We start from the raw sequence: 18,333 nt of genomic DNA, 5'->3' as shown, positions 1-18,333 counted from the left end.
CGTGTGTGCGGGGAAATCGGTGACGACGGAGAGGCGTGTGATGAGGGACAGTAGGCGGCGTCGGGGACTCAAGGCTGCTTCCGCGCTGCTGGGCGGGGTGCTGGTGCTCTCTGCGTGCAGCGACGGGGGATCGGACGCGGGCGAGGACCCGGGAGCGGGGGGCAAGCCGCAGGCCCAGGTGGACAAGGCCGCGGCCGAGAAGACCTCCGAGGCGAAGATCGCCATCACGCCGAAGGACGGCTCCGACAACGCCAGCATCAACAACGCCGCGAAGGTCTCGGTGACCGACGGCACCCTCACCAAGGTCACCATGACCACCACGGACGGCAAGGCCGTGGCCGGCCAGATATCCGCGGACCGGAAGAGCTGGAAGCCGGACGCCCAACTCGAACGGGCCACCGCCTACAAGGTCGCCGTCACCGCCGCGGACGGGGACGGCCGCCCCGCCCACGAGAACGCCTCGTTCACCACCGTGTCGCCGACCAACAGCTTCATCGGCAACTTCACCCCGGAGGACGGCTCCACGGTCGGCGTCGGCATGCCCGTCTCGCTGAACTTCGACAAGGAGATCACCGACCGCAAGGCCGTCCAACAGGCCGTCACCGTCAGCAGCAGCAGCGGTGAGGAGGTCGTCGGCCACTGGTTCAACTCCAAGCGCCTCGACTTCCGCCCCGAGAAGTACTGGACGGAGAACTCGACGGTCACCCTGAAGCTCGCCCTCGACGGGGTGGAGGGCTCGGACGGCGTCTACGGCGTCCAGCAGAAGACCGTCACCTTCACGGTCGGCCGCAACCAGGTCTCCGTCGTCGACGCCAAGACCAAGCAGATGAAGGTCACCCAGGACGGCAAGGTCGTCCGGACCATCCCGATCTCCGCCGGCGCGCCCACCACCAAGACCTACGAGGGTCAGATGGTGATCTCCGAGAAGTTCAAGGAGACCCGGATGAACGGCGCCACGGTCGGCTTCACCGACGACGACGGCAAGGGCGAGTACGACATCGCGGACGTGCCGCACGCCATGCGCCTGTCCACCTCCGGCACCTTCATCCACGGCAACTACTGGGGCGCCAAGTCCATCTTCGGCAGCGTCAACACCAGCCACGGCTGCATAGGTCTCGCCGACACCAAGGGCGCCGGCGACTCCGGCACCCCCGGCGCCTGGTTCTTCACCAACTCGCTCCTCGGTGACGTCGTGGTCGTCAAGAACACCGGCGACAAGACCATCCAGCCCGACAACGGCCTCAACGGCTGGAACATGGACTGGGCCCAGTGGAAGGCCGGTTCGGCGGTCTGACCCACCGCCGCCCCCAGCGACAGGGCCGCCGCGTCCCCGACCGGACGCGGCGGCCCTGTTCTCCGTTCCGGCCCCGGCCCCGGTCGATGACCCCCGAGGTCATCGACCCCGGGCGCGGCCCGTACCAGGATCGGAGGACCGAACCGCCGAACGAGGAGAGACGGGGCCATGACCACGTACGCCATCTGCCACCTCCAGCCCCGCGCGACGGGCCCCACCCCGCAGGAGGTCGCCGACTACATCGAGCGCATCCAGGCCACCATGGACCCCTTCGGCGGTCACTTCCTCGTCCACGGGGTGGAGCCCGAGGTGGTCGAGGGACCCTGGCCCGGAGCCCTGGTGATGATCGGTTTCCCCGACGCCGCGGCGGCCCGCGCCTGGTACGCCTCCCCCGCCTACCAGCAGATCCTCCCGCTGCGCCTCGCCCACTTCACCTGCCGCACCGTCCTGGTGGACGGAGTCCCGCCCGGCTACGACGCGACCGCCACCGCCCACGCGATCCGGTCGGCGGCGGGCGGGGACGGGGCCTGAAGGGGCGGCCGTAGGGCCCGGCCCCAAGACGGGGCCGACCATCGGCGCTCACCGAGGACGATGACGTACCGCAGAACACCCCCGCAAGCGCGGGGCCGACAACGAAGCGGCTGAGGAGGCCATTCACCGGTGGGAACATCCCCGCAAGCGCGGGGCCGACGTGTAGAACATCAGCTCGTCCACCCACAGCAGCGGAACACCCCCGCAAGCGCGGGGCCGACTACGAGGTCGACGGAGACGCTGCCGAGCGGGAGGGAACACCCCCGCAAGCGCGGGGCCGACGGAGCGGTGGAGGTACGCCGCGTCGAGGAGCGGGGAACACCCCCGCAAGCGCGGGGCCGACCAACCCCCCACCGAGGGCGAGCATGCTGAGGGCGGAACACCCCCGCAAGCGCGGGGCCGACAGGGTAGAAACCCAGGGACCACAGGGCTCTACCGGAACACCCCCACAAGCGCGGGGCCGACGACTGCGCCCTTGAACTGTGGGAGGTCCATGGGGGAACACCCCCGCAAGCGCGGGGCCGACGGAGCACCGGGAGATGTAGACCCGGCGCCGCGGGGAACACCCCCGCAAGCGCGGGGCCGACACGACCGAGAGGTCTACCAGGGCCTCAAGATCCGGAACACCCCCGCAAGCGCGGGGCCGACGAGGTCGACACCCGGACCGCGCACCGGCACCGCGGAACACCCCCGCAAGCGCGGGGCCGACCCCATGTCCAAAAACATGACTCAGGCCGTGATCGGAACACCCCCGCAAGCGCGGGGCCGACGCACCCGCATATCTGTGTGTGCGTGTCGGGGCAGGAACACCCCCGCAAGCGCGGGGCCGACATGTCGAGCTTGAAAACTGCGCTGGCCGACTTGGGAACACCCCCGCAAGCGCGGGGCCGACCTGATGCCCCACACGGTGGAGTTCCACGGAGCCGGAACACCCCCGCAAGCGCGGGGCCGACGCGTTCGTAGAGGCCGCGCCCGCCGTATCCGGTGGAACACCCCCGCAAGCGCGGGGCCGACACGGCGACGGCCCGGGACAGGGTGGTCCGGTCCGGAACACCCCCGCAAGCGCGGGGCCGACCGACGGGTGATGGCCGTGGTGATGTCGGCGCGCGGAACACCCCCGCAAGCGCGGGGCCGACGCCTCGAAGGTGGTGACGCCGTCAGGCGTCCCCGGAACACCCCCGCAAGCGCGGGGCCGACCGGGTCAGCGCCGGCACGTCCCCGCCGCGCCCGGGAACACCCCCGCAAGCGCGGGGCCGACCTCCCCCGCCACCCGCTGTTCCCCCTCCTGCGCGGAACACCCCCGCAAGCGCGGGGCCGACAGGGCGGCCCCGGGCGCGGGGGTGAAGGCGGGCGGAACACCCCCGCAAGCGCGGGGCCGACGACCAGTACACCGCCCCTGAGATCCGGTGGACCGGAACACCCCCGCAAGCGCGGGGCCGACGAGCGGCGACGCCGGGCTCCACGGGGGGGGTGCTGGAACACCCCCGCAAGCGCGGGGCCGACCCGGAGCCGGTCAGCCACTTCCGCATCCCGGTCGGAACACCCCCGCAAGCGCGGGGCCGACCGCTATGCCCAACGCCCTTCCGAGCCCGGCCCGGGAACACCCCCGCAAGCGCGGGGCCGACCGTCTCGTGTAGCTGAAAGCGGATCGCCTCCGCGGAACACCCCCGCAAGCGCGGGGCCGACAGCCCGAGTCGGGTGATGGCACGGATCGGTGCGGGAACACCCCCGCAAGCGCGGGGCCGACCAACGAAGGATCACCATGACGAAACTGCGCCTCGGAACACCCCCGCAAGCGCGGGGCCGACACCGTGCCCCCGGACGACGGCGGCCCGATCGCCGGAACACCCCCGCAAGCGCGGGGCCGACATGCCATCCATGGAGATGAAGCGCTCCACCGCCGGAACACCCCCGCAAGCGCGGGGCCGACCGCGGGGGGCGCAGGCCGTGGTTCCTGGGGCCGGGAACACCCCCGCAAGCGCGGGGCCGACCCCCCGGCACCCAGATACGGTCACCCGCCTGGAGGAACACCCCCGCAAGCGCGGGGCCGACCTGCGACAGTGGAGGAAAAGTGACGGATGACCGGGAACACCCCCGCAAGCGCGGGGCCGACTCCCCCGCGGGATGCTGGCGAAGGAGAATCGCAGGAACACCCCCGCAAGCGCGGGGCCGACTACCAGTCCGGCCGATACGCCATGTTCTTCTTCGGAACACCCCCGCAAGCGCGGGGCCGACGCAATCACGTGCGACACGCCAAACTGTCTCGCGGGAACACCCCCGCAAGCGCGGGGCCGACCCGACAACGGATCGGACGGCGATGCGGTCCCAGGGAACACCCCCGCAAGCGCGGGGCCGACGCAGTGCATCTGCCCCGCCCCCCCACGCAGACGAGGAACACCCCCGCAAGCGCGGGGCCGACGTCCGCCTTGCTCAAGTTGGACAGGGTCGGGGGGGAACACCCCCGCAAGCGCGGGGCCGACACATCGTGGTCGACGGGGGTGAACACACATGGAGGAACACCCCCGCAAGCGCGGGGCCGACACTTGTTGACCTGCGGTTCTTTCAGCGATCAACGCGGATTTCATTTAGTTGGAACGCGTGGCCACGGCTACCGGCCGAGCACGCCTGGTGGGAACCAAGCGCCACCGTGGTCACGGTCACTGAAACTCCCCCAGGTGGGCACGAGGCGTGCCCCTCGTCGCGGAAAGATCGAACACCGTCGCCATCGTTCCCCATGCCGCCCGCCCCCGTCCAGAACGGCGAACGGCGGACAGCAGACGGCAGGGGGAACACGCGGAAGTCCCCTTGTCTCCGCACTGCCAGAAGAGGACAGGATCGGTCAGAGGGCGCCAGTGGTCCGTCGTTGTCAGTGGTGCCGTTTAGGCTGCCGGGGCAGCCCACAGAGGAGTGAGACGGCATGGCTGAAGACTACTTACGATCCCGGCCCGAGAGCCCCAGCCACAGCCACGGCAGCGCCGCCACCGGCCAGGACCCGCACCACCCGCACGACGGACTGCACGTGCTGTGGGGAAAGTCCGAGGAGAAGGCCGGCGGCAGGACGAATCTGCTGCTGTCGCACCTCTTGGACACGGCGGCCGTCGCCGAATGCGTCTGGGACGACTACTTGGCACCGTCCACCAAGCGCATGATGGACGAGGTCGTGGGGACTCCGGGCGGAGGCCGACGCCTCTTCGCGTGGCTGTGCGGCATCCATGACTGCGGGAAGGCCACCCCCGCCTTCCAACGCTTGTGGGCGAAGGGCGCGCAGGCAGTGCGTGATGCCGGGTTGGGGTGGCACGAGCCCACCCTCGCCAACCGGAAGCTCAAGTGGCGTCACGACAGAGCCGGTGCGTACGTCCTGCGTACGGTGCTCCGGGACGCTGGGTGGTGTGACGGGCAGGTCGGTTGGGTGTGGCCCCTGGTGGCCGGGCACCATGGCGCGTTTCCGGAGGAGAGCGCCACCTTGGAGCCTCGGGGAAGCCGGGGGCAGAACGCCGGTGGGGCGCCGTGGCGGCGGGCCCAACTCGCCCTGGTGGAGCGCTTCACCGCGGAGCTCGGCTTCGAGGACGTCACGTCGGTCCAGCCCGTACGGGTCCCGTCCCGCGCTGCGCAGTTGCACCTCAGCGGGCTCGTCGTCATGGCGGACTGGATCGCCAGTGACGAGAAGCACTTCGCAGGCGTCGACGACCTCGCGGAAGTGAGTCTCCAGGGTGCGCGGCGGAGGGCTGCCGCCGCCTGGAAGGAACTGCGCTTGCGCGGAGGCTGGGGGCGGCTGGCGGAGCCGGGTCCGGAGGCGTTCGGCGACCGGTTCGGGCACGGGCCCCGGCCGTCCCAGATCCTCGTCATGGACGCCGCGCGACGGATGCAGGCTCCCGGGCTTCTGGTGGTCGAGGCCCCGATGGGTGAGGGCAAGACCAAGGCCGCGTTGATGGCGGCCGAGATCCTGGCCGCCAGGTTCGGTGCGGACGGCGTCTTCGTGGGGATGCCGACCCAGTCCACGAGCGATCCGATGTTCGAGCAGGTCAGGTCGTGGGTGGGGGGCATCGACGAGGAGTTGTCCGAGCAGGTCGCGCTGCTGCACGGCAAGCGCATGTTCAACAAGAAGTGGCGTGCGCTGATCGATGGTGCCGTGACCGGGCACCGGGACGCCGGATACGACCCGGAGGACCGGTTCGGCGGGGTCGACGCGTACGGCGAGTGCGAGGACGACGATCTGTACGGTCCCGGGGTGGCGGCCTTCGACCGCCGATCCGCGCAGCCGGTGTCCCGCGGCCCCGCCGAGTGGTTCCTCGGCGCCAAACGCGGGCTGCTCTGCCCCTTCGTGGTCGGCACGATCGACCAGTTGCTGTTCGCGGCGACCCGTACGAAGCACGTGATGCTGCGGATGGCGGGCCTGGCGGGCAAGGTCGTGGTGCTGGACGAGGTGCACGCCGCGGACGTCTACATGTCGCAGTTCCTCCGGGAGGGTCTGCGCTGGCTAGGTCAGGCCGGGGCGCCCGTCGTCCTGCTCTCCGCGACGCTGCCACCAGACCAGCGTCGTGATCTGGTGGACGCCTATCTGGCCGGTGCCGCTGCCCGGGAGGAGTACACGGTCGACGGCCTTCCCGAAGCGGGCGGATATCCGTCGGTGACCGCGGCGTGGCGGGCGCCGGACGGTTCGGGTCACCGCATCGACGTGAGGTCGTGCGCCTCGTGGCGGACGTCGCTGCCCGTCGCCCTGGAGTTCGTGCCGGAGACGGTGCCCGCGCCGCGTTCACCACGGGAACTGACCGAACGGGCACGGGAGGAGGCGGATGCGTCGATCGCCGCCCTCCTCCGCACGGAACTGACGTCCGGCGGATGCGCCCTGGTCATCCGCAACACCGTCCAGCGGGCCCAGGCCCTCCACACTGCTCTGTGCGCGGAGTTCGGCGAGGACGAGGTGCTGCTGCTGCATGGTCGGTTCGCCGTGGGGCCCCGGGCGGACCGGATGCAGGACGCGTTGCGGCGGCTCGGCCCTCCGGAGCCGGGAGCGGATCCGGGGCGCCCCCGCTCCCGGCCACGCCCCCGGCTGATCGTCGTTGCCACGCAGATCGCCGAGCAGTCCTTCGACGTGGACGCCGACCTCCTCGTCACGGACCTGGCCCCGATCGACCTTCTGCTTCAGCGGATCGGGCGGTTGCACCGCCACGGGGGCGTGCCCCGCCCCACCGGGCTGCGTCGACCCCGAGTGGTGATCACCGGATTCGACGGCGGGGGCACCCCCGGCCCTTCCGATCCGCCCGAGGCTGCCGACGCGTCCGCGGGAACGCCCCGTGCCCGCTCCGTCTTCCACCACGATCCTCCGCGTTTCCTCGGTGCCTCCGAGGCCATCTACGGGCGCCACCTGTTGCTGCGCACCGCCGCCCTACTCGCCGGGGCCGCTGACGGGACGGGGGAGTGGCGGGTCCCCGACCGGGTGCCCGAGCTGGTGGCCGCGGGCTACGGAGAGCTCGACGACGCACTGCCGTCGACCTGGCGCGAGGACGCGGCAGCCGCACGGCAGACGTGGGAGACCGAGCAGCGGGAGCGGGCCGCGGTCGCCGACCTCTTCCTCCTGACCCGCCGGGGTGACAAGGAGGGGGCCACCCTCGCGGGACTGCACTACGCGTCCCTGCCCGGAGGCGGTCACGATACCGATCTGGACGCCGTCGTCCGTGACGGCGAGTTCAGCGCGGAGGTCGTTCTCGTGGTCCAGGACGGGACGACGTACCGCACCCTTCGCGGCAGAAGCCTGACGGTCAACGGTGACGTCCCGGACGAGCTGTTGGACGACGTGCTCGGCGGCACGGTGCGGCTCCCCGCCGGGAAGCTGTCGGAGGAAGCGGTGCGCGGACTGGGGCCGCTGCCCGGCTGGCTCGGGCACCCGAGGCTGCGGTACTCCCCGGCACTCGTGCTCGACCGCCGGCGCGAGGCCGTCCTCGGCGACCACCGGCTCCGGTACGAGGACGCACGGGGGCTCGTGGTGGAGCGCACGGAGGGCGCGCCGCGATCCTTGCGGCGGGGGTGAGCGGGCCGACGGAGGGAGTCGCCTCGCCGGCCCGCCCCTTCCCCGCCAACAGCGGGGCCGATCCGTCGTGCAGACGGAAAAGCGGAGCATCCCCTCGGGTGCACACCCGTCCCTCGTGCACCTGTCACCTCGCGGGGCCTGGGCATCCTCTCATTTCCTCTTCGCAAGGGGCGAGGGTGTGTCATGCTGGAACCGCGCTCGCTAGACGTAAAAGCTTTGTGAGGAAACCGAGTTGTTCAATCTGCTGGATGAGCCCTGGCAGCCCGTGCGTCCGGTCGGCGACGGGGAAGGGGCTCGCCCCGTGCGGGGGGTCGGCTTACGTGAGCTGCTGCTCGACGCGGACCGGTTCCAGGACCTCGTGGTGGATCTGCCCACGCAGAAGCCCGCGATCTACCGTCAGTTGCTGCTCCCTCTGGTCGTGGACGCGCTCGGGCGCCCGGCGAACGCGGCCGAGTGGCTGGAGACGTTCCGTTCCGGAGCCTTCACCGGGGAACAACGGCGCAAGTTGGAGGCGTACTTCGACGAGTACGGCCGCTTCTTCGACCTGTTCGACCCCGTCCAGCCCTTCGCGCAGGTCCCCGGGCTCCGTACGGCGAAGGGTGAGACCAAGGGGTCGGCCCTTCTCGTGGCCACTGCCGCCACCGGGAACAACGTGCCGCTCTTCTCGTCCCGCACCGAGGGCGATCCCCTGGAGTTGACCCCGGCGGAAGCCGCCCGCTGGCTGCTCCACACCCAGTGTTGGGACACCGCCGCCATCAAGACCGGCGTCGTCGGCGACCCGCGGGCCAAGGCCGGCAAGACGACCGGCAACCCCACCGGCCCACTGGGCCAGTTGGGCGTCGTGATGCCGATGGGGCGCACGGTTTACGAATCGCTGCTGCTCAACATCTCCTTCGGTCAGGCGCTCCTCTCGGACGATGCGCCCCAGTGGCGCCGTCGGGCGACCGAGGGCGACATCGCGCACACCCTCTCCTGCGCCCTGCCGGCCTGGCAGCTCCGGCCCGCCCGTGGCCTGCTCGACCTCTGGACCTGGCAGTCCCGCCGGATCCGACTGATCCCCGAGGACACCCCGGCCGGACCGCGTGTCACCCGGGTCGTCGTCGCCGCCGGGGACCGGCTGACCACGACCCCCGAGGTCGAGCCGCACACCACGTGGACCACGCCCCCCGCCGGCGGACCCCGGGCGAGGAAGACCACCACGGCCGGATCGGCGAGTCCCCAGCGTCCGCGTCGCCACCAGCCCGGGCGGGCGGGCTGGCGGGGCCTCGAAGCGCTGCTCGCCGTCTGGAACACCGACAAGGACCGTGAGTCGACCGCCACCCGTGCCGGGCAGCGGACCAGTGTCCTGCTGGGCAAGCTCCGAGAGGTCGGCGCCCGGATGCCGAAGGCGTACCCCCTTCAGGTGGAACTCACCGGCATCGTCTACGGCAACCAGTCGGCCGTTATCGAGGACGTCTTCTTCGACGCGATCCCCCTGCCCGTCACGGCACTCGATCCCGAGGGGCTCGTCTACGACTCCCTGCTGGGGGCCGTGGAGCAGGCGGAGAGCCTGGCGTCCTCCGTCAACCGTCTCTCGGCGGACCTCCGCCGGGCCGCCGGGGCCGAGCCGATCCCGTGGGACAAGGGTCAGCGTCCCGGGGACACCCTGCTGCACGCGCTCGACCCCGTCGTCCGACGGCTCCTCGCCGGACTCCGTGCCGTCGCCGAGGACTTCGACGCCTCGGAGCGCGGCCTCCAGGCGTGGGAGGAGAAGGCGGAACGGGCGACGTGGAGGGTGGCGGAGCAGGTCTTCGCCACCGCAGCGCCCGGTCTGTTCACCGGCCGTACGGTGATCAAGGACGGAAAGGAACACGTCTACCGGCTCAGTACGGCCGAGCACGCGTTCCGGCAACGCCTGGACGCGATCCTCACCCGCCGCGCCGCCGGCCGCGGGAACTGACCCCGGGTCAGCCGGTGGTCCGGCACGCCGTGGCGCAGCCGTGCCCCGTGTGCGGCGACCTCCGGCCACCGGACTCGTCACCCCACCAACGCAACGAGCTCACTCCGAGCCGACCGAAGGGAACCGCCGTGCCCACCCCCGCGCCAGAACCCGACGCACGCCGCTACTGGAGCCAGCGCGTGGACGCCCGCGGCGACTGGCGAACCGATCCCGTGAGCGGTGCCAGGACGCGCCCGCCCGGCGAAGACCTGGCCGCCCTGCGTGCGGGCCTGGGGCGGCCGGCCGGCACGGTCCCCGAGCTCTGGCCCTTCTACGCCAGCCGCGTCGACGGCCGGGTCACCCCCGAACTGGAGGCGGAGCACGCCGCCCTCGCGCTCTACGGTCTGCACCAACAGAGCCAGAGCAAGCCCATGCACCAGCCCGGAATCCCCATGGGCAGGGCGCTGCGCGCGCTGCACGGCCCCGAACGGTTCGGCAAGGAGGCCGTGGACCAGCGCGTGGCGGCGGCCGTGCAGACGGCTTCCGTCTCTGCCCTGCTCTACCGGCTGCGCGGGCTGGTCACACAGCTCCGCTCGGTGGAACAAGCCGTGGACTACGACCAGTTGCTCCTGGACATCCAGCGTTGGACGACTCCGGGAGCCAGGCAACAGGTCCGGCGCCGCTGGGGGCTCGCCTACCACGCCCGGAGCGCCCGCACGGGTGCCGGAGACCCGTCGAAGGACGCCTAACCCTCCCGTCCCATCCGAGGAGCCACGGCACGAAGACACCGGGGCACCGAAGGCGCCGCGCCTGCGGAACGACCGACGCGCCGCACCGATCACCCCACCACCCGAGACCCCGACCCGCCGATCGACCCACGACCGTCCCACCCTCGAACGACTCCACCGGAGGAGCCCATGGCGCTGCCCGTGCCCCGTGCGTACATCGACGTCCACATCCTGCAAACGGTGCCGCCCGCCAACCTCAACCGCGACGACCAGGGCAACCCCAAGGAGGCGTATTTCGGCGGGGTACGCCGGTCCCGGGTCTCCTCGCAGGCGTGGAAGCGGGCCACCCGCACCCACTTCGCCGAACGGATCCCCCAGCAGGACCTGGCGACCCGCACCCGTCGCGTCGCCGCCGCCCTCACCGAGCAGATCGCCAGAGCCACCGGCCTCGACGACGGGGCGGCGGCGCGGCTCGCGAACGCTCTGCTGGCGCGGTTGGGGATCAGCGCCGGCAAGAAGGACGGGGACATCGCGTACCTCTTCTTCTACGGGCGCCGCCAGCTCGCGGCGGTCGCGGCGCTGGTACGGGACCGGGCCGCCGAGCTCGCGGCGCTGGACGAGGACGCGCTCGCCGAGGAGATCAAGGCGATGCCCGTGCGGGAGCAGTTCAGCACGGGGCATCCGATGGACGTCGCGCTCTTCGGACGGATGGTCGCGGACATCCCCGCGCTGAACGTCGATGCCGCGACACAGGTGGCCCACGCCCTGTCGACCCACGCGGTCGAGCTGGAGTTCGACTACTTCACCGCGGTCGACGACGAGCAGGCGGACGAGGAGACCGGTGCCGGAATGATCGGCTCCATCGGCTTCAACTCCGCCACGCTCTACCGCTACGCCACTGTGGGCCTGCACCAGCTCCGGCACAACCTCGCGGACGACGAGGCCGCGGTCGCCGCCGTCGGGGAGTTCGTGACCTCCTTCGCCCGCTCCATGCCCACCGGCTACGGCAACTCCTTCGCGCACCGCACCCTGCCGAGCCTGGTCGCCCTCGCCGTACGGTCCGATCAACCCGTCAACCTCGTCTCCGCCTTCGAGGAGCCGGTCAACGTTCCCTCGGGCATCGCGGAGGAGTCCGCGCGCGGCCTGGCCCGCGAGCACGGCAGGGCCGCCCGATGCTGGGGCGACCAGCCGGCGTTCACCGGTGTCTGCCACACCTTCGCCGAGACGGGCGACACGGCCGGACTGCTGACGGCGACGTTCGGCGAGCCGCTCGCCTTTCCGCAACTCCTGGAAGGTCTGCGGGCCCACCTCACCGACACCCTCCAGCAGGCCGCCCGATGACTCCCGCCGTAGCCGGCCCGCCGACCGGCGGCGACGCCGTCCTGCTGCTGCGGCTCGCCGGGCCGATGCAGTCCTGGGGCGTACGCAGCGCCTTCAACCGCCGCGAGACCGGGGCCGAGCCCACCAAGTCGGGGGTCATCGGCCTGCTCGCCGCCGCTGCCGGCGTCGCCCGTGAGGACGCGCTCGGCGAACTGTCGGAGCTACGGCTCGGCGTCCGTGTCGACCAGCCGGGCACCCTGTTGCGGGACTACCACACCGTCAGCGACTACCGGGGACGCCCGCTGCCCCAGTCCGGAGTGAGCGCCAAGGGGACGCAGAAGCCGACGTCACCCGCGAAGCACACGCACGTGACGACCCGCTACTACCTCCAGGACGCGGTCTTCCTCGCCGCGGTCGCCGGACCGCGCGCCCTGCTGAGCACGCTCGATCGCGCCGTCCGCGCCCCCGCGTTCCCGCTCGCGCTGGGCCGCCGCTCCTGTCCGCCCACCCAGCCGGTGTCGCTCGGTCTGAAGGAGACGGGCCTGGAGGAGGCGTTGACGGAGCTGCCGTGGCTGGTCACGCGACGGGCGGCCGAACAGTACGCGTCCCGACTCGGTCGGGAACGGGGGCTCGGCCGTCCGCTGTACCCGGCCCGGATCGACTGCTCGGCGACCCTGGAGGACCCGGCCGGCGACGACGTGATCCACGACGCACCCGTCTCCTTCGACCCGTACGCCCGCCGGTTCACCAGTCGACGCGTCCGGCACCGCTGGCTGAGCATCCCGACCGGCTTCTCGAACCCCGACGCCGCCGACCCGGTCGACGAGGCCGGACACGACCCCTTCGCCCTGTTGGGCTGGTGACCGCCATGACGTATCTCTCCCGCATCCGCATCAATCCCCTCCGTGCCGAGAGCCGGAAGCTGCTGTCCAACCCGAGGGCCATGCACGGCGCGGTGATGGGCGGCATCCCCGGCGAACCCGACCGGCCCGCGGGCACCGACCACGGATCCGGCCGACCCGCCGGATCCGTCGGGGGACGGGTCCTGTGGCGGCTGGACGCGGACGACCCCCACCGGCCGTACCTGTACGTCCTCACCCGGTCCAAGCCGGACTGGACCCATGTCGTCGAACGGGCGGGTTGGCCCGACGCCGAGGGGGAACACGCGGCGGTCCGCGCGTACGCTCCGCTCCTCGCCCAGATCGCGGTCGGCCGCGAGTTCGCCTTCCGACTCACCGCGAGCCCGGTGCAGAACACCCAGGCACCGCAACGCCCGACCTCCGCTCAGGCCGCGCGGATCGCCGCCCACCCGGAGAACCAGCGGGTACGGGGGTTCCGTGTCGGCCATCGCACGGTCGGCGCCCAACTGGGCTGGTTCCTGAACCGCACCGGAGGGTGGGGCTTCGACGTCCCCGTCTCCCGGACCGACCCCCCCGCCCCCGGCGTCGCACACCCCGACCCCGCGGACCCGTCGGACAGCGGGTCCCGGGCGCGGGACCCGCTCCGCGAGGTGCGCGTCACCGCCCGCCACCGCCACTCCTTCAGGAAGAACGGAAAGGGCCCCGGCGTCACCTTCCACAGCGCCACCTTCGAGGGCCGCCTCCGCGTCACCGATCCCGCGCTGTTCACCGCCCGCCTCCTCGACGGGATCGGCCCCTCGAAGGCGTACGGCTGTGGACTCCTCACGCTCGCGCCCCTTCCCGGTGGGCAGCTTCCCGGTCGGAAGGACTGAGCCGTGGCCGACATCTGGTGGAAGGCCGACCCGCACGACCTGCACCGCCTCGTGGACCGGGTCTCCAGCGTCTACGTGGAACGCAGCCACCTCGACCGCGACGAGAACGCCGTCGTCGTCATCAACCGGCGGGAGACGGTACGCATCCCGGCCGCCATGATCGCGGTCATGCTGCTGGGGCCCGGCACCCGCGTCACCCACGGAGCCGTCAGACTGCTCGCGGACTCCGGCACCGCGGTCTGCTGGGTCGGCGAACAGGGCGTGCGGATGTACGCGGCGGGCCTCGGCCCCAGCCGGGGTTCCGGGCTGCTCCACCGGCAGGCGTGGCTGGTCACCCGGCCCAAGGAACGACTGGCCGTCGCACGGGCCATGTACGGCATGAGGTTCCCCGGCGAGGACGTGTCCCGCGCCACGATGCAGCAGCTCCGCGGGCGGGAGGGCGCACGCATCCGCAAGCTCTACCAGGAACACTCCCGCCGCACCGGCGTCCGCTGGGACGGCCGCGTCTACACGGCGGGCGACGCGTTCGCCGCGGGCGACGACCTCAACCGCCTGCTCTCCGCCGCCAACGCCGCCCTCTACGGCATCTGCCACGCCGTGGTCGTCGGACTCGGCGCGAGCCCCGGACTCGGCTTCGTCCACACGGGCTCCGCGATCTCCTTCGTGCTGGACGTCGCCGACCTCTACAAGGCCGAGTACACGATTCCCCTCGCCTTCGACCTCGCCGCGCAGGGGCTCGTCGAGGAACGGGACGCCCGGGTCGGCCTCCGCGACCAGATCGCGGGGACGAAGCTGCTCGGCCGTATCGTGACCGACGTCAAGGGCCTCCTGAACCCGCCCGGTACGGACTTCGACACCCCGGAGACCAGCGAACTCTGGGACGAACGCCTCGGGTCGGTCGCCGCAGGCGTGAACTGGGCCCCGGACGACACCACCGGGCCGGATTCCCCCGGCCCGGTCACGTCCCTGACCCCGGCCGGCATGGGCGAGCAGCACCTGGCGGTCATCGGCCCCGAAGCCACCGACTCCGACCAGCCCGCGGAGCCCGATCGCCCCCCGTCCCCGGAGCCGTCCCGATGACCGTGATCGTCCTGATCGCCGCGCCCGAAGGTCTGCGCGGCCATCTCACCCGCTGGATGGTCGAGGTCAACGCCGGCGTCTTCGTCGGCAACCCGAGTCGTCGCGTCCGCGACCGTCTCTGGGAACTCCTCGCCACCCGGATCGGCGACGGCCAGGCGGTCCTGGTCGAACCCGCCTCCAACGAACAGGGCTGGGCGGTCCGCACCGCGGGCCGCGACCGCTGGCGTCCGGTGGACCTCGACGGTCTGATCCTCTCGGCCCGCAACCGCCGCTGAGCGCCTCAGTCCGCCGGAGCCACCCCCACCGGGCAGGACACGCCCGTCCCGCCGATGCCGCAGTAGCCGTTCGGGTTCTTGTCCAGGTACTGCTGGTGGGGCCCCTCGGCGGGGTAGAAGGTGCGGCCTTCGGCCGGGAGGACCTCGGTGGTGATCGTGCCGAGGCCGGCGGCGGTCAGGACCTGCTGGTAGGCGTCGCGCGAGCGCTCCGCCGCGGCGGCCTGGGCCGGGTCGTGGAGGTAGACGGCGGAGCGGTACTGGGTGCCGACGTCGTTGCCCTGGCGGAAGCCCTGGGTGGGGTCGTGGGACTCCCAGAACAGCTTGAGCAGCGACTCGTAGGAGACCCGCTCCGGGTCGTACACCACCCGGACCGCCTCGGTGTGGCCGGTCAGGCCCGAGCAGACCTCCTCGTACGTGGGGTGCTCGGTGTAGCCGCCCTGGTAGCCGACGAGGGTCGTCCAGACGCCCTCCGTCCGCCAGAACGTGCGCTCCGCGCCCCAGAAGCAGCCCAGGCCGAAGTCGGCGACCCGCAGTCCCTCCGGGTAGGGGCCGAGCAAGGGGGTGTCGAGGACGGTGTGCCGCTCGGGCACGCCGAAGGCGGGCTCGGAGCGTCCCCTCAGGGCCTGCTCCGGCGTCGGCAGCTGCGGGGTGCGGCGGTGCAGGAACATGCTCTCCCTGTCTCCTTCTGAGTCTTCGGCCAAGGACGTCACGGGCCCGGCGGACACGGCGACGCGCTGCGGCCTGGTGGACCGCGCTCGCGACACGTCTTCCGGAACAACGAACGACCGCGTCCCCGCATTCCCCGTCGTGCGCCCGGCCCGGGCGCACGACGGACGGGTCAGCGGGGGAGCGTGGCGGGGCTGCCGCCGTTCGCCTCGTAGCCGGCGACCGCCAGCGCCCGGTAGACGGCGTAGTCGGCCGCCGGGTCGGCCGACATGGTCCAGGGCAGGGCGCCCACGTGCCCGTCCACCCGCACCAGCTGGGCCATGGCCTCGCCCCAGCGCTCCGCCTGCACCAGGAAGAACACCAGCAGGTGCCGGACGTGCGCCGTCATCGGGTCGTCGGGGCGGGCGGAGTGGACGGCGTAGAGGGCGCCCTCGACGGCGTCGCGGACGACCCCGGTGTTGTGGAAGTCGCTCACCAGGGTGATCTCGGACATGTGTTCGTAGACCGCGAAGAGCGGCAGCGCCGACAGCAGCGAGCCCTGCGGGGCGCGGGCCGCCGCGGCCTCGGCGAAGGAGTACGCCAGCTCCCGCGAACCGTGCCACTTCTCGCACCAGTAGTGCAGCGCGGCGAGGTGCGCCCCCATGTGCGCCGGAGCGCGGTCCAGGATCTTCAGCCACAGCTGCTCGAACTCGGTGCGCGGGTAGCCCAGGCCGCGGGCGATCGTCAGCTCCACGACGTACGGGATCGGGTCCCCGGGGGCCAGCAGGGCGGCCTGCCCGCACGCGGCCCGGGCCTCCTCCAGGATGATCCGGAACTCGTCCGTCCCGGGCGTCGAGGTGCGGAACGCCTGCTGCACCAGGAACTCCGCCTGCACCGCGGCGCCGCCCGCGTCCTTCGGCGCCTCGGTGCGCCAGGAGCGCAGCCACTGGGCGCCCGCACCGGCGCCGCCGGTGCCGCCCGGCTGCTGCTGGAGCTCCAGGGAGGCGGCGCCGGCGAACGCCTGGACCCGCTGCCAGCGCCGCTCGCCCTCCGCCCCGGTGCCCGCCAGGAGCTGGGAGGCGGCCCGCCAGTTCTGGGTGCCGCGCACCACGTCCAGCACGTCCACCAGGTCCGGGTCCGGGCCGGGCATCCGGACGTCGAGTTGTTCCTGCAACAGGAAGTCGTACGCGGCCGGGTCCGCGGCGTCGGGCGCGTCCGGGCTCACCAGCCGTATGCCGTCCCGTCTGCCGCGCAGGTACGGCCGCAACACCGTCGCCAGCACCGTCCCCAGCAGGACCAGCGCCATCAGGAACCAGAGAATCTCCATGCGGACAAGCGAACCAGACCGCCCGGAGAATTGGCGAACCCGTCACACAACGGACCTGCCCGGGCATCCCCGCCCGGTCCCCGTCGCACTACGCTCGGTGCCATGAACGACTCGCACCCGACGCACTCCTTCGAAACCGTCGCGATCCACGCGGGCAACACCGCCGATCCGCTGACCGGCGCCGTGGTCCCCCCGATCCACCAGGTGTCCACGTTCAAACAGGACGGGGTGGGCGGTCTGCGGGGCGGCTACGAGTACAGCCGCAGCGCCAATCCGACCCGCACCGCGCTGGAGGAGAACCTCGCGGCCCTGGAGGGCGGGGTCCGCGGCCTCGCGTTCGCCTCCGGGCTCGCCGCCGAGGACTGCCTGCTGCGCACCCTGCTGGCCCCCGGCGACCACGTGGTGATCCCGGACGACGCGTACGGCGGCACCTTCCGGCTCTTCGCGAAGGTCGCGGCGCGCTGGGGCGTGGAGTTCTCGGTCGCGCACACCTCCGACCCGCAGGCGGTGCGGGCCGCGCTGACCCCGAGGACCCGGGCGATCTGGGTGGAGACCCCCTCCAACCCGCTGCTCGGCATCACCGACGTGCCGGCCCTCGCCGAGGTGGCCCGGGAAGCGGGGGTGCGGCTCGTGGTCGACAACACCTTCGCCACGCCCTACCTCCAGCAGCCGCTGGCGCTGGGCGCCGACGTGGTCGTGCACTCGCTGACCAAGTACATGGGCGGCCACTCCGACGTGGTCGGCGGCGCCCTGGTCACCGGGGACGCCACGCTGGCCGAGGAGTTGGCCTACCACCAGAACGCCATGGGCGCGATCGCCGGGCCCTTCGACTCGTGGCTGGTGCTGCGGGGCATCAAGACCCTCGCCGTGCGCATGGACCGGCACAGCGACAACGCCGGCCGGATCGCGGAGGCGCTGACCCGGCACCCGCGGGTCACCGAGGTGCTGTACCCGGGGCTGCCCGGGCACCCGGGCCACGAGGTCGCCGCCAAGCAGATGAAGCGGTTCGGCGGCATGGTGTCGTTCCGGGTGGCGGGCGGCGAGGAGGCGGCCGTCGCGGTCTGCGACCGGGCGAAGCTGTTCACCCTGGGCGAGTCGCTGGGCGGGGTGGAGTCGCTGATCGAGCACCCGGGCCGGATGACGCACGCCTCGGCGGCCGGTTCGGCGCTGGAGGTGCCCGCGGACCTGGTGCGGCTGTCGGTCGGCATCGAGAACGTGGACGACCTGCTCGCCGACCTCCAGCAGGCGCTGGGCTGACGGGCTCCCGCCGCCCGCCCCACCGGTGGGCGGCGGCCCGTTCCCCCGCCGGGGGCGAAGGGGCGGGCGTGACGGGCGGGTTGGCGCTCCCCGAGGGGGAGGGCGGACGGTGCCCGGGTTCCGTACTCGGACCTCCGGGTCCAGTCGGCGTCGGCTCCGGAGGCGTGTGGCGGGAACCCGGGTCGTACGGACGGTGGT

The 18,333-nt window shown here is 72.4% G+C and carries 13 protein-coding genes and 1 CRISPR repeat array; of the genes, 11 read left to right on the top strand and 2 right to left on the bottom strand.

Going from position 1 to position 18,333, the window contains the following annotated elements; genetic code table 11:
- Positions 1-40 precede the first annotated feature (40 nt).
- From ABT092_RS05760 to cas2e, 10 genes are all read left to right on the top strand, one after another.
- Positions 41-1,294 carry a L,D-transpeptidase gene (locus ABT092_RS05760; RefSeq protein ID WP_351240165.1) on the top strand — a complete coding sequence of 418 codons (1,254 nt, stop codon included), beginning with the start codon at positions 41-43 and terminating at the stop codon, positions 1,292-1,294.
- Between the two features lie 168 nt (positions 1,295-1,462).
- Positions 1,463-1,825: a DUF1330 domain-containing protein gene (locus ABT092_RS05755; RefSeq protein ID WP_351240163.1), complete on the top strand. Its 363-nt coding sequence runs from the start codon at positions 1,463-1,465 to the stop codon at positions 1,823-1,825.
- A 72-nt stretch (positions 1,826-1,897) separates the two neighbouring features.
- Positions 1,898-4,366: a CRISPR direct-repeat array (repeat unit 28 nt; unit sequence GGAACACCCCCGCAAGCGCGGGGCCGAC).
- A 376-nt stretch (positions 4,367-4,742) separates the two neighbouring features.
- Positions 4,743-7,853, top strand: coding sequence for a CRISPR-associated helicase Cas3' (gene cas3 / locus ABT092_RS05750; RefSeq protein ID WP_351240161.1), 3,111 nt, complete (start codon positions 4,743-4,745; stop codon positions 7,851-7,853).
- A gap of 232 nt (positions 7,854-8,085) precedes the next feature.
- The gene (gene casA, locus ABT092_RS05745; RefSeq protein ID WP_351240159.1) at positions 8,086-9,792 is read left to right on the top strand and encodes a type I-E CRISPR-associated protein Cse1/CasA; all 1,707 of its coding nucleotides are present in this window, start codon (positions 8,086-8,088) and stop codon (positions 9,790-9,792) included.
- Positions 9,793-9,920: 128 nt separating this feature from the next.
- Positions 9,921-10,520 carry a type I-E CRISPR-associated protein Cse2/CasB gene (gene casB, locus ABT092_RS05740; protein WP_351240157.1) on the top strand — a complete coding sequence of 200 codons (600 nt, stop codon included), beginning with the start codon at positions 9,921-9,923 and terminating at the stop codon, positions 10,518-10,520.
- Positions 10,521-10,688: 168 nt separating this feature from the next.
- Entirely contained in the window at positions 10,689-11,840 is a 1,152-nt protein-coding gene (gene cas7e, locus ABT092_RS05735; protein ID WP_351240155.1) for a type I-E CRISPR-associated protein Cas7/Cse4/CasC, read from the top strand.
- The gene (cas5e, locus tag ABT092_RS05730) at positions 11,837-12,682 is read left to right on the top strand and encodes a type I-E CRISPR-associated protein Cas5/CasD (protein ID WP_351240153.1); all 846 of its coding nucleotides are present in this window, start codon (positions 11,837-11,839) and stop codon (positions 12,680-12,682) included. Before cas7e ends, cas5e begins: the two co-directional genes overlap by 4 nt.
- Positions 12,683-12,687: 5 nt before the next feature.
- Complete coding sequence (cas6e, locus tag ABT092_RS05725; protein WP_351240151.1) at positions 12,688-13,551, top strand: type I-E CRISPR-associated protein Cas6/Cse3/CasE; 864 nt, start codon at positions 12,688-12,690, stop codon at positions 13,549-13,551.
- 3 nt (positions 13,552-13,554) lie between these two features.
- Positions 13,555-14,631 (top strand): type I-E CRISPR-associated endonuclease Cas1e, encoded by a 1,077-nt coding sequence (gene cas1e / locus ABT092_RS05720; protein WP_351240149.1) that lies wholly within the window; start codon positions 13,555-13,557, stop codon positions 14,629-14,631.
- Positions 14,628-14,906 carry a type I-E CRISPR-associated endoribonuclease Cas2e gene (cas2e, locus tag ABT092_RS05715; RefSeq protein WP_351240147.1) on the top strand — a complete coding sequence of 93 codons (279 nt, stop codon included), beginning with the start codon at positions 14,628-14,630 and terminating at the stop codon, positions 14,904-14,906. Before cas1e ends, cas2e begins: the two co-directional genes overlap by 4 nt.
- A 5-nt stretch (positions 14,907-14,911) precedes the next feature.
- Here cas2e and msrA read toward each other — a convergent pair whose 3' ends face one another.
- A complete protein-coding gene (msrA, locus tag ABT092_RS05710; protein ID WP_351240145.1) occupies positions 14,912-15,574 on the bottom strand; it encodes a peptide-methionine (S)-S-oxide reductase MsrA in 663 nt (220 codons plus the stop codon).
- A gap of 170 nt (positions 15,575-15,744) precedes the next feature.
- Positions 15,745-16,878, bottom strand: a complete 1,134-nt coding sequence (locus ABT092_RS05705) for a hypothetical protein (RefSeq protein WP_351240143.1) — start codon at positions 16,876-16,878, stop codon at positions 15,745-15,747.
- 102 nt (positions 16,879-16,980) lie between these two features.
- Between ABT092_RS05705 and ABT092_RS05700 the strand changes: the two genes are divergently transcribed.
- Positions 16,981-18,135, top strand: a complete 1,155-nt coding sequence (locus ABT092_RS05700; RefSeq protein ID WP_351240141.1) for a cystathionine gamma-synthase — start codon at positions 16,981-16,983, stop codon at positions 18,133-18,135.
- The last annotated feature ends 198 nt before the right edge of the window (positions 18,136-18,333 follow it).

Source organism: Streptomyces sp. NPDC002490, assembly GCF_040296045.1.
Taxonomy (GTDB): domain Bacteria; phylum Actinomycetota; class Actinomycetes; order Streptomycetales; family Streptomycetaceae; genus Streptomyces.
The sequence above is the reverse complement of the archived record's forward strand: the minus strand, read 5'-3'. Positions and strand labels throughout refer to the sequence as shown.